Annotated in this window: 10 protein-coding genes; 1 reads left to right on the top strand and 9 read right to left on the bottom strand. The window is 60.1% G+C overall.

What is annotated here, in order from left to right; translation table 11 throughout:
* Window positions 1–82: 82 nt before the first annotated feature.
* Entirely contained in the window at window positions 83–1,165 is a 1,083-nt protein-coding gene (gene recA, locus GKZ68_RS14230) for a recombinase RecA (RefSeq protein ID WP_254244286.1), read from the bottom strand.
* A gap of 341 nt (window positions 1,166–1,506) precedes the next feature.
* On the opposite strand from recA, the gene GKZ68_RS14225 reads away from it, so the two are divergent.
* Entirely contained in the window at window positions 1,507–2,622 is a 1,116-nt protein-coding gene (locus tag GKZ68_RS14225; RefSeq protein ID WP_173115918.1) for a hypothetical protein, read from the top strand.
* 12 nt (window positions 2,623–2,634) lie between these two features.
* Here the strand turns inward: GKZ68_RS14225 and GKZ68_RS14220 are convergent, their stop codons facing one another.
* The 8 genes from GKZ68_RS14220 to GKZ68_RS14185 all read right to left on the bottom strand — a co-directional run bounded on the left by GKZ68_RS14220 (window position 2,635) and on the right by GKZ68_RS14185 (window position 12,203).
* The gene (locus GKZ68_RS14220) at window positions 2,635–3,198 is read right to left on the bottom strand and encodes a GNAT family N-acetyltransferase (protein ID WP_173115916.1); all 564 of its coding nucleotides are present in this window, start codon (window positions 3,196–3,198) and stop codon (window positions 2,635–2,637) included.
* A 322-nt stretch (window positions 3,199–3,520) separates the two neighbouring features.
* Window positions 3,521–3,937 (bottom strand): hypothetical protein, encoded by a 417-nt coding sequence (locus GKZ68_RS14215; protein WP_173115914.1) that lies wholly within the window; start codon window positions 3,935–3,937, stop codon window positions 3,521–3,523.
* A gap of 98 nt (window positions 3,938–4,035) precedes the next feature.
* Window positions 4,036–5,001, bottom strand: a complete 966-nt coding sequence (locus tag GKZ68_RS14210; protein WP_173115912.1) for a MoxR family ATPase — start codon at window positions 4,999–5,001, stop codon at window positions 4,036–4,038.
* A gap of 137 nt (window positions 5,002–5,138) precedes the next feature.
* Window positions 5,139–6,530, bottom strand: coding sequence for a peptidylprolyl isomerase (locus tag GKZ68_RS14205; protein WP_173115910.1), 1,392 nt, complete (start codon window positions 6,528–6,530; stop codon window positions 5,139–5,141).
* A gap of 99 nt (window positions 6,531–6,629) precedes the next feature.
* Window positions 6,630–9,011: a peptidylprolyl isomerase gene (locus GKZ68_RS14200; RefSeq protein WP_173115908.1), complete on the bottom strand. Its 2,382-nt coding sequence runs from the start codon at window positions 9,009–9,011 to the stop codon at window positions 6,630–6,632.
* A 210-nt stretch (window positions 9,012–9,221) separates the two neighbouring features.
* Entirely contained in the window at window positions 9,222–9,638 is a 417-nt protein-coding gene (locus GKZ68_RS14195; protein WP_173115906.1) for an ATP-binding protein, read from the bottom strand.
* A 108-nt stretch (window positions 9,639–9,746) separates the two neighbouring features.
* Window positions 9,747–10,076, bottom strand: a complete 330-nt coding sequence (locus tag GKZ68_RS14190; RefSeq protein ID WP_173115904.1) for an STAS domain-containing protein — start codon at window positions 10,074–10,076, stop codon at window positions 9,747–9,749.
* Window positions 10,077–10,097: 21 nt separating this feature from the next.
* Window positions 10,098–12,203, bottom strand: a complete 2,106-nt coding sequence (locus GKZ68_RS14185) for a PP2C family protein-serine/threonine phosphatase (RefSeq protein ID WP_173115902.1) — start codon at window positions 12,201–12,203, stop codon at window positions 10,098–10,100.
* Window positions 12,204–12,265: the final 62 nt, after the last annotated feature.

Genomic DNA, 12,265 nt, shown 5'->3' with positions numbered 1-12,265 from the left:
GCCATTCGGTTAGCCGGCTACCACGCAAAAGCCCCGCTGCCGGGGCGGCAGCGGGGCTAGCGAAACTACAAGTTGCAGATGCTTACAGCGTATCGTCGCCGTCTTCGGGGCCGCTCATATCTACGGGGATAACAGCGTCGTCGCCCTTGGCCATGGTGCGGATTTTGGCTTCAATCTGGTCGGCCAGCTCGGGGTTGTCGAGCAGCAGGGTTTTTACGGCTTCGCGGCCCTGGCCGATTTTGTTGCCGTCGTAGCTGAACCACGAGCCCGACTTACCTATGATGCCCATGTCGACACCCAGGTCCACAATCTCCCCGACTTTCGAAATGCCCTGGCCGTAGATGATGTCAAACTCGACCACCTTGAAGGGCGGCGCCACCTTATTTTTCACCACCTTCACCTTGGTGCGGTTACCAGTCACGTTGTCTTTGTCCTCCTTAATCTGGCCGATACGGCGGATGTCGAGGCGCACCGAAGCGTAGAATTTCAGCGCGTTACCACCGGTCGTAGTTTCGGGCGAGCCGAACATCACGCCGATTTTCTCGCGCAGCTGGTTGATGAAGATGCAGAGGCAGTTGGTCTTGTTAATCGTGCCGGTGAGCTTGCGCAGGGCCTGGCTCATGAGGCGGGCGTGCAGGCCCACTTTCGAGTCGCCCATGTCGCCTTCGAGCTCGCCCTTCGGTACGAGGGCCGCTACCGAGTCAATCACGATGATATCAATAGCGCCCGAGCTGATGAGCTGGTCGGCAATCTCCAGAGCTTGTTCGCCGTTGTCGGGCTGGGCAATCAGCAGGTTATCCACATCGATGCCCAGCTTCTTGGCGTAGGTCGGGTCGAAGGCGTGCTCGGCGTCGATGAAGGCGGCAGTGCCACCGGCTTTCTGGGCCTCGGCAATGGCGTGCATCGTCAGGGTCGTCTTACCGCTCGATTCGGGGCCGTAAATCTCAATAACGCGGCCGCGGGGCAGGCCGCCGATGCCGAGGGCAATATCCAGCGAGAGCGAGCCCGTGCTAATGGCCGGAATATCGTTCACTTTCTGGTCCGAGAGCTTCATCACGGTACCTTTGCCGAAGGCTTTATCGAGCTTCTCCATCGTCAGCGCGAGGGCCTTGGCTTTCTCGGCGGCGGGGCTGGAGGGACCGGTTTTGTCAGCTTTATCGACCATTTCTGATTTTTCGGCTTTTTTGGTTGCTAAGGCCATGAAGGGGAGGGGGAGGAAACTAAAGGGTTGTAAATCTACGGTATTTTGGTTTACCGCACCAAGGCAGAAAAGCAGCGGGCTAGCCCGGCTACCGTTCTGTTTTGCGGCGGCCATTTGTAACGCAACGCACCCCGGTTTTGTGCCGGCAGAGGCGCAAATTTATGGGGAAATTTCTAAGAATTTTAGTTGGCGTTGGGGCTGTGTTGGTTATGGCTAGCCCGGCGCGGGCACAGCTGGACAACCGGGCGTTTACCTCGCCGGAGCCAGGACTGTCGCGCCAGCTTCATGTTGGGGCTACTAGAGAAGTGTCACAGCAGCAATTCGATTCTATTCGGGCTCTGCCCAAAATTCCAAGCAGCTATGAAATAGCTCATACTGCTGAAGCAGGCGACCTGCGCATCTCCCTCAATGCCTTCACTTTCTTCAAGGACAACGAGTATTTCAACGACATTGTCGAAGGCTATACTCTCTTCGGTACGCAGCTCAATCCACAGCTGGTCTATTATCCGACTAAAGAACTGCGCCTCGAAGGCGGCGTATTCCTCTGGAAAGATTTTGGCAACCCTACGCTGCGGCAGGTGCGGCCCACCTTCCGCGCCACCTGGACGCACGGGGCTAGCCAGTTCATTTTCGGCAATATAAAGGCGAATCTCAACCACGAGTACATCGAGCCGATGCTGGACTTTGAGCGCGTGATGCTAAAGCCGTTGGAGGAAGGCTTGCAGTACCGGCTCAACACCAAGCGGGTATTTCTGGATGCCTGGGTCGATTGGCTCAAGCAGGAATATCCGGGCGTCAATTACCAGGAGCAGATTGCAGGCGGCCTGAGCAGCAGCTTCCGCCTCACGCGCGACAACAGCCCGGTGCAGCTCTCCATTCCGTTTCAATTTACTGCCCGGCACCACGGCGGGCAGATTGACACGCTGCACATTCCGGTGCAGACGCTCTTTAACTACGCTAGCGGTGTGGTGGCGCGGCTGCCGCTGCGCGGGCCGGTATTTCAGGCCGTGCGGCTCAATGCCTACGGCCTGTCGTACAGCGACCACTCGGGGCTGTTTCTGTTGCCGTTTAGCAGCGGCAATGCCTTGTATCTCAATGGCACGCTCGAAACCCGCTACGTCGATGTGATGCTCAGCTACTGGCAGGGGCACCAGTTCTACGCGCCGTTTGGCGGCTCCTACTACCAGTCCATTGCCTCGCGCTACGGCACGCCCGGCTACACCGACGCCGACCGCCGCCTGCTGCTGGTGCGCCTGCTGCGCGACTTCCGCATCTCCGACGCGGCGGCCCTCACGGTGCGCGTCGAGCCGGTGTATGATTTCAACCGCAGCCTGCTCGACTTCTCATTTGGCATCTACCTCAATTTCCGGCAAGAGTGGCTGCTCGGCAACCTGGGTCGGCGCGTGCGGGTGGGGCAGTAAGCTAGCCAAAGGCTAGTCGCCCGCCGCCCAGTGGCGCACGAAGTGCAGGATGGGCGCTTGCGGCGGCCGGCTATCCCAGAAGCTGAGGCGCAGCCAGGCGGGCTGCTTGGCTTCTTCGAGTCCCTGGGGCGTAAAGCCCAGCGCCCGCGCCACGGCCTGGGCTTTTTTATTATCGGCGAAGCAGCGGATGAGGAGCCGCTGCGCCTCGACGGGCCGGCCGAAGCCGAAGCGGCACACGGCCGCCAGGGCCTCGCGGGCGTAGCCGTGGCCCTCGGCGCTGGCCGCCAGGTAGTAGCCGATTTCGGCCTGGCCATTGCGCTGGGGCATGAGGCAGATGTCGCCGATGTATGCGCCGGTTTCGCGCAGCCAGATGCCGAGCACGTAGAAGCGGCCGGTGCGCCAGTCGTCGGCAAAGGCGGCGAGCTGGGCAGGCGCACTGGCTAGGGTCGGCACGGCCCGCAGGCGGTCGGGAAAAGAGTATTGCAGGCGCGCGCGGCTGTGGTCGAGCAAGGTGAAAAACGCCTCGGCATCGGTCGGCTCATAAGGGCGTAGGAGCAGGCGGACGGTTGCGAGCACGGTGGAAAAGGCAATAGAGAGGCCGAAAAAGCGTCAAACAGGCAATAATCTTGCCCTAAACCGGCACGCAGACGAAGCAGCGCAATGCGTAGCGGATAGCTAATACAGCGGGTGAGCGCAAAGGTTGGGTGCCCGTCAGCGACGTCACGGCAAAAATCGCAGCAAGTGAGTGCGACAATCCGTGCGCCGGTAACCGGGGCAGACGGGACGGACTACAAACCCTGGTGAGCAGGCGCAAAAAGGCCACCCATTGGGTGGCCTCGGTCTGCTAGGGTAGCTAGGGAACCAACTAAGCTGCGGAAAAACCGTCTGAATCCGTGGTTTAGACGGCGTACTGCCGGGGGCTGCCCAGCGCCTGCTGGGTCCGCATCACGTTTACCTGCCGGGCGGCTTCGTTGAAGAATTCGAGGCGGCGAATGAGCATTTCCTTAGTGAATACGCGGCCCTCGGGCGTGCGCATCACCGAGGTTTTGTCGGCCAGCACGCGTTGCATAGCGGCCAGCGTCTGGTCCTCATGCTTCATAAACTGCTGCTGAAACTCGGCTAGCCGGGCCACGCCGGTAGCAGTGAGCGTGAAGTGCTCGCCGGCACCCTGGTTCAGCACTTCGCACAGCACGTAGACCTCAATAGGTAGGCTGGTTTCGAGGGACGTAGTACGCAGGTCGAGGCCAGCGGCCAGCGCATCGAGGATAATGCGCACGTTGCGCTCAAATTGCTGATAGTAAGCTTGGGCTTCCAACTTAGGTTGAGTTATAAGTTAAAAGTTAGGAGTTATAAGTTAAAACTGTACGAAGTTGATATTAAGCAACTCATCATTTCTAACTCATTCTGCATAACTCAAAGAAGGTCTTTCACAATCTGCTCCACCGTGGTGCCTTCGGCCTCGGCCTTGAAGTTGCGCACGATGCGGTGACGCAGGATGGGCAAAGCTACGGCGCGCACGTCTTCTATATCGGGCGAGTACTTGCCGCTGAGCAGGGCGTTGCATTTGGCAGCCACTATCAGGTACTGGCTAGCCCGCGGGCCGGCGCCCCATTCCAGCAATTGCTGGGCGCGCGGCGCGGTGCGCGCGGTGTTGGGGCGTGTCTTGTGCACGAGGCTCACGGCGTATTCCACCACGTTGTCGGCCACCGGCACGCGGCGCACCAGCGCTTGGTAGGCCTGAATATCGTCCGAGTGTAAAATCTTGTTCACCACCGGCTTGCGGTCAGAAGTCGTGTTCTTGACGATGTTCAGCTCTTCCTCGTAGCTCGGGTAGCCTAGCTGGATGTTGAACATAAAACGGTCGAGCTGGGCCTCGGGCAGCGGGTAGGTGCCTTCCTGCTCGATGGGGTTTTGGGTGGCCAGCACAAAAAACGGCCGCGCCAGCGGGTAACGCTGCCCGGCCACCGTCACGGCGTATTCCTGCATGCTTTCGAGCAGGGCAGCCTGGGTTTTGGGCGGCGTGCGGTTGATTTCGTCGGCCAGAATAATATTGGCGAAAATCGGCCCCTTCACAAACTGAAACTCGCGCTGCTGCGTCAGCGTCTCCGAGCCCACGATGTCGGAGGGCATCAAGTCGGGCGTAAACTGGATGCGGTTGAACGAGAGGTCGAGCGAGTCGGCAATGGTCTGGATGAGCAGCGTCTTGGCTAGCCCCGGCACGCCCACCAGTAGGCAGTGGCCCTGGGCAAACACGGCCGTGAGCACCAGCCGCACCACTTCTTCCTGCCCCACGATGACTTTGCCGATTTCCTGCCGCAGCTGCTGAAAGGCGCGGGCCAGCGAGTCGGCCGCCTCTTTATCGTTTTGAAATTGAGCCATTATACAATAGATAACACACTAAAGAACGTCATGCTGAGCTTGCCGAAGCAGCTTGCCCGCATCGTTGGAGTAGAAACCCTAGCGGCGCGAGCGAGCTGCTTCGGCAAGCTCAGCATGACGTTCTATTTTAAGGAGTTTTACTGCCCGTTGCTGGCTAGCACCTTGCACTGGGCATATTCCGGGGCTACTTCCAGGTACACAGTGTCGCGGTTTTTCTCGTACCAATCATCGAGCGCCTTGCTTTTCTTCTGGCTCAGCGCGGCCTGCGATATTTTCTGGTAGTCGTCGAGCAGGTTGGCCTGGTGGGGCGGCGTATTGCTCTTGAGGTAGAGAATGCGCATAGCTTCCTTGCCATCGTCGGTGCGGTAGGGCAGGGGCGGGGTAATGTGCCCCACCTTCATCGTATCGATGATGAAGAAGATGGCCGGGTCGAGCTTGTCGAGCGGCAGCCGCGAGCCGCCGTCCTGGCGGTTGGCGAGCAGGCCGCCGTTGGCCGCCGTCATCTTATCGGTGCTGAATTCCTTGGCCGCCTTCGAGAACGAAATGCTGTCCTTCAAAATCTGGCTGCGGATGCGGGTGAGCTTGGTAGCGGCCACGCTGGCGTCGGCCGTGCCCGTCACGGGCTTCAGCAAAATATGGCGCGTCGAGTATGAATCGCCTTTGCGCTCAATGAATTGAATAAGGTGAAAGCCAAACTGCGACTCAACCACCGGCGACAACTGGCCGGGCTCCAGCTTGCGCGAGGCGGCCTCGTATTCGGGCACCAGCTCGCCCTTTTTGAAGAAGCCCAGGTAGCCGCCCTGCGCCCCCGAGCCGGGGTCCTGCGAGTATTGTTTGGCCAGGGCCTCGAAGCTTTCGCCGGCCAGCACGCGGGCGCGCAGGTCGTTGAGCTGCGCAATGGCCGCCTGTTTGGCGGCGTCATTCACCTGGGCCGGAATCACAATCTGGCCCACTTCGACCTCGGTCGAGAAGTACGGAATACTGTCTTTGGGCACTCTGTCGAAGTATTCCTTCACTTCGCGCGGCGTGATGGCCACCTTGCCCGAAATCTGCTCCTGCATTTTCTGCTGCACCAGCTGGTCGTGTACCTGCGGGCGCAGGTCTTCTTTGAGCACGCGCACCGGCTTGTTGTACATTTCCTCCAGCTTCTTTTCCGAGCCCACCTGCTGCACGAAGTAATTCATGCGGCGGTCAAGCTCGCTGTTCACCTGCGCGTCGGTTACGGTTACCGAGTCCACTTCGGCGCGGGCTATCATCAGCTTGTTGAGCACCAAGCTCTGCACAATTTTGCAGCGCAGGTCGGGCGGCAGGGGCTTGCCCTGGGCGCGGGCGGCCTCCTGCGCCACGATGCCTTCAATTTCGGAGCGCAGAATAATCTGGTTGTCAACCTTTACGGCGATACCGTCGAGCAGCTGCTGGCCCACTGGCCGGCTGATGCCGAGCTGGGCGTGGCTAGCCTGCGGCAGCGCCAGCAAGGCCCCAAAAACGACGAGGGAAAGGGCGGATAAACGCCGGGCGATACGTTGCATAGAATAAAGAGGCTCGCGGCGGGCCAAAAGGTTGCCGCCGGTGCGGCGATAACGTTGAGTAGCGGGCAGAAAATTCGGCCACCCGTCGGATACAGGCACTTATTTAGTCACAAGCTTGCTCACCTCGTCCTCGTTGACCTTAACGGGGTACTGCTGGCGCAATTGCGCAATCCACTGTTTTTCGAGGTAGTTCTGGTAGTCGCTGGTAGCCTGGCCGCGGGCATCGCGCAGGGCCTTGGCGCCGGGCGCGAGGGTCTGTTTCACCAAGATAGCGTAGTAGCGGCCATCGCGCTGCACCTGGTAGGTGCCCGCGGGGCGGGTGAGGTAGTCGTCCATCACTTTGTTGTCGCCCTTCTGAAAAGTGCGCTGCTGAATCTGCACGGCCAGCGGGTTTTGCTGGTTCAGGCTAGCCTCCAGCGCGCTGGTCGAGTTGCTGAAAAATGCGATGCGGGTGTCGCCAGTAGCGGTGACAGCCGCGCTGGCGGGGCCAGCGCTCAGTCGGCGGCGCTCAATTTTACCGGTCTTGGCCAGGTAGTCGATAGCGGCCGTAGTGCGCTGGCGGGCCAGCGCCGCGCTTTCCCCCTTGCGAATATGGCCGGCCACCGTCACGGTGAGGGCCGTATCCTGGCTCAGGCGACGGGCTACGTCATCGAGCACCGCCGACCCACCACTGTTGGCGGGCGAGGCGGTGCCGGGCTTGAAGTGCACGAGCGCCGTGCCGGCTTTACCGGCCACCGGGTAGCGGCTAGCCCGTAGCTCGCGCTGGGCGCGGGCCAGCAGCTGCGGCGAGGCGGCCGAAATAACCGTACCCCGCGCCCGCTGCCCAAACTGGTAGTTGGCCTGGTTGGCCATAAAAAACTTGCGCAGGCCGGCCGTGTCCTCAATAGCCTTGCTCCATACTTTTTCATCCATGAGCTGGAAGAGCAGGATGCCATCGCGGTATTCCTGCACCAGCATGCGGTAATCTTCGTACTTGGTGGGCAGGCTAGCCTTCTCGAAATCGGTCAGGCTCTGGTCCACGTACTGGTCGTAGAGCTGCTGCATGGCAAACTGCGGCGTGGCCGTGGGGCGCGGGCGCTGGTTTTGCTGCACAAAAGCCAAGAAGTCTGCCACCGAGTAAGGCTTGCCACTGATAGTGAATAGCGGTAGTTTATCACCGCCCGCTTTCAGCGTTTTAGGCCCGCCGGTCTTGGTGCCGGTCGTGCGCATCGTGGCGGCCCCGCCAAACTTATAATGGCCCTTTACCAGCGCCGAATCGGCCTGGGCAAAAGCCAGCTGCTTGGCGGCCGGAATCTCTACGAACTGGTCTTCCTGGCGAATGCGCTTGAGGAAAGCCGCGCGGTTGAGCTCCGAGCGCGAGTCTTTGCCCACCTTGCTTTTTAGCGTGGGCTCCATCGTGGCGAAGGGCGGCAGCGGCTGCTTCTCAATCAGCTTAATAATGTGCCAGCCATAGGGCGTTTGCACCGGGGCCGAGATGTCGCCGGGCTTTTGCAGCTTAAACGCCACTTCCTCAAACGACGGAATCATGCGGCCGGTGCCGAAGGGTGGCAGCTCGCCGCCGTTGGGCGCCGAGCCGGCATCTTCCGAAAACTGGGCCACGAGCTTATTCCAGTTCTCGCCCTTGCGCAGGCGAGCGTAGAGCTCATCGATTTTCTTGTGCGCGGCCACCGAGTCGGCACGCGGCGCCTGGGGCGTCACGCGCACCATCAGGTGAGCTACCTTGATTTCGCCTTGTGCCGCGCGGCGGTCATTTACCTTAATAATATGGTAGCCGAAGCGCGTGCGAATGGGCTGACTCACCTGCCCCACCGGCGTGCGGTAGGCGGCCGTCTCAAACGGGTACACCATCTGCATGGCCGTGAAGTAGCCGAGTTTGCCGGCGTTTTCGCGGGCTGAAGGGTCTTCGCTGGTGGCGCGGGCTACGGTGCCAAAATCTTCGCCGCCCGTCACGCGCTGGCGCAGGGCCACTACTTTCTGGTAAGCGGCTAGGGTGTCGGCCGGGGCTGCATCGGGCGCCACGCGCACCAGGATGTGCGAGGCGTTTACCTCCTGGCCCATGCGGTCGTAGGCCTCGCGCACGAGCTGGTCGGTCACGCCCTTCTCGGTGAGGTAGGGCAGGGCCAGCTGCTGCTTGTAGCCGTCGAGCTCGCGCCGAAAGGCCTGAGTAGTATCGAGGCCGTGCTTTTCGGCATCGAGTACTTTCAGCCGAAAATTGGTATAGAGCGTGAGGTAGTCCGTCACGCTGGCGCGGGTGCCGTAGTCGGGCGCCGTGCTGTTGTTTTTCTTATAAACGTAGGCAAACTCGCGGGCCGAAACCGGGTAGGTACCGAGCGTTTCGATGGCGGGGCCGGCGGCTACCGGCGTGCCCAGCGCCAGGCTAGCGGGGGTAGTGGTGGCAGTAGTAGGCTTGCTGGTTTGGCAGGCGGCCAGCTGGAGCAGCGTGGCAGCAGCGGCACCAGCCAACGGAAGGCGGGAATGCATAGACGAAGAAAGGAATCGGCCTGATTAGCTAGGAAAGTCAACGCGCAACGCTTCAGGCACAATGCTGGTGCAATTTTACGAATAAAACCCCGGCTTGCGGCCGCCCGGCCAGGGCGGGCGGACGGGCTAGCCCAGCGGCCGGCTCCAAAAACAGCGGGCGGGCGGCCTTTCCTGCCGTCCGCCCGCTGCAACTGGTAGCGTAATAAAGCGCTAGATGAGTGTTTTGCTTAAGTGGCAAACGGTGTGCGAATTGCGCTCAAAAAACTCTACCTGGTCCATAATGCGCGACACCAGGGCCATGCCCATGCCGCCCTTGCGCCCCTGCTGAATGTAGGCCCGCAGGTCGGGATTAGGCACTTTGCCGGGGGGTAAAAAGAGCGTATTGCCGTGGTCCTCAATCTCAATGTCGAGGTGTTGGTCGGCCAGCACCAGCAGCAGGTCTAAGAATTGGGTAGCATCCTCGCCATTGGCGTGAATGATGAAATTGGCCACCACTTCATCCACTGCCAGCACCACCTGATTGACCAGCAAATCATTGCGCTTGGCACTTAGCAAAAAACCGCGCACGAAGTCGCGCACCTGCTGAAGGTTCTGGCGCGAGCAGCTAATGCGGATGCGGTCTTGCATGGATGGTAAAGTATAAATTATAGCTTATGAAGTATGAATTGGCCGGTGCAGGCAGGTTGAGGCTAGCTGGGCCACTTCGTAACTCATAGCTTATAATTCATAACTGAATTAGGCGGCTTGGGCTTCCTGCTCAGTCGGCACGATGGTCATGAGCGAGTCGAGGCCGAGAATTTCAAATACGTTAAAAACCTTTTCCTGCATATTGTAGAAAACTAATTTTACATTAGAATCCTGCAAGCGCTGCAAATGGGAAATGAATACGCCCAGGCCAGCCGAGGAAATGTAGCTAAGCTTCTGGCAATCGATGAGAACTTTCTTGTAATTGAGCAGCTCAGGCTTGTTGAGCTCGGTGTCGAGCACGACGGCCGAGGAGGCGTCTAGCTCGCCATCCAGGAAGAGCGTAAGGGTGGTATCGGCAGGTTGAGCGGTTACTTTCATAATAGGCCCCATACGGTGGGGCTAGCCTTGAGGTTGGGCAGCTTTGAACTTGATGACGAGCAGCGTCTGGTCGTCGTGCAGGGGCAGGCCCTTGCTAAACTCCTGCACGTCGTGGCGGATGTGGCGGTTGATTTCCTCGGCCGACTGGTAAAACGACTCGCCTAGCATGCGGGCCAGGCGCTCCTCGCCGTATTCATCGCCGCTGGCATTGCGGGCTTCCAGAATACCATCGGTGTAAACCACCATCACGTCGCCGGGATTATAATCCCAGAATTGATTTTTGACGTGCTTGCCGTAGTTGCCATCGCGCAGAATGCCCAGGCCCAGGCCCTCGCTGCGGAAATAGCTGACCTCTTCTTTAATAGAGTGGTAATACAGCGTATGGCAGTGGCCCGCCCGGGCAAAGCTAAAGCCCCCGGCCTCGTAGTCAATTAAGTAGAAGGCAGCAGTGATAAACGACGAGCGCTCGAGGCAGTGCGTCAGGGCCTCGTTGGCCTTCACCATAAAGCGGTGCGGGTCGGGGTAGCGGTCGCGGTCTTTCTTGGCTAGGGGGTTGGGCTGCATCAGGGCGTGAAAAATTCCCTTCATCTGGGCCGTGTGGAAGGCAGCCGTCACACCCTTGCCCGACACGTCGCCGATGAGCACGGCCAGCCGCTGGCCCGGCAGGTGCAGAAAGTCGTAGAAGTCGCCCCCAACTTCCTTGGCTGCCTGGGCGTAGGTGCTGATTTCAAACCAGTTATCGGTAGGCAGATGCTTCGGAATAAGGCTCTCCTGCACCAGCGCCGCGATGCGTAGCTCATCCTGCGCGCTCTGGCTGATGCGGGCCTCCTGGGCGAGCTGGAGGTTTTCGAGGCTCAGCACCGTTTGGGTGGTGAACGTGTGCAGGATGCTCAGGTCTTCGGGGTCGAAGCCAGCCTGTTCTTTCTTCAGTAGCACCAGCACGCCATAATCGTGCGTGGCGCTGCGTAGCGGCAGCACTGCCACCGAACCGTAGGGCTGGCTGAAGCCAGTGAGACGCTGGGAGCGGTTGAGGTCGTTATCAACGATTTCGGCCTGGGAAGTAGCTAGCAGGGCGGATACTTGGGGCTGCAGCGCCGCTAGGTCGGCCGGCGTCAGCTCGTGCAGCAGCGGCACGGGCGGCGGGCTAGCCAGGTCGGCCGACTGGTGATGGGTATCAAGCCAGGCCGTGTCGGCGTGAATAGTTTGCACGGCCGAAGTGAAGAGCGCCTGGTAAATTTCGGGGGCCGTCTGGCCACGCTGAATAATCTGGCTAAGCTGCTGCAAGCTCAGTATTTCGGCCCGCCGCTGCTCATACACATCGGCAATGGGTAGGTTGAATAAGGTGACAGCCAGGCCCGCCACAGCGTAGAAAACCGCGAAAAACGAAGTCAGCACCAGAAAGGCCTGCTGCGTAGGTGGGGCCAGCAGGACGGGGTCGGCCTGCGCCCCGCGCAGGTAAAACAAGAACAGCAGCAGAAAGCCCAGCACCCCTAGCTGCAACAAAATGGCCTGTATTTTCTGCCCCTGGCTCAAGTAAGCTACCCACCGCTGATGCCCGCTCAGATACACCCCAAACAACCCTAGACCGGTGATAACGGCCACGCGCAAAAAATCCGGCGTCTGCCACACAAACAGCTGAAATAGCAGGGCGGCCCCCAGTAGCAACTCAAAAGTCGTCCACTCGCGCTGGAGCCGGGGGCTACCGCGGAAGCTGACCAGTGAGCGCCAGACGTAAAGCGTTTGGGCCAGCAGGATGATAAACAGCGCCAGGCTGATAGTATAGGCCGCCGCCGCCGTGGCATTGCCCGGTAGCGGCAGCGTGCGCGCATCAGTCAGCTGCACAAACGTTTGGACGCTCACCAGCAGTGCCGTGAGCACGAACCCGCGCCAGAACAGGCGCCGTAGCACCGGCAAAAAACTGTGCCCCACCAACGGATTGGGTTGGAAGCGGGCGTAGAGAAAAACGCTGGCCGCAAAGCCGCCCTGCGCCAGCAAAAGCAGCCAGCGCGGCCAGTCGGCCGGCAGGCCCAGCACAGCGCGGCCCTGGCTAAGGGTGCCTAGCAGCAGCAGCAGCCAGCACCCGGCAGCTACTGCTATCAGCCACACCGAACGGCTAAATTTGGGCATAGAATAAACGGTAAAAATAAAGCGGAGCGGCTCGCGATACCTAACGCCCCAATTACCCGACC

Origin of the sequence: Hymenobacter sp. BRD128 (genome assembly GCF_013256625.1) — a bacterium.
Lineage (GTDB): Bacteria > Bacteroidota > Bacteroidia > Cytophagales > Hymenobacteraceae > Hymenobacter.
The sequence above is the reverse complement of the archived record's forward strand: the minus strand, read 5'-3'. Positions and strand labels throughout refer to the sequence as shown.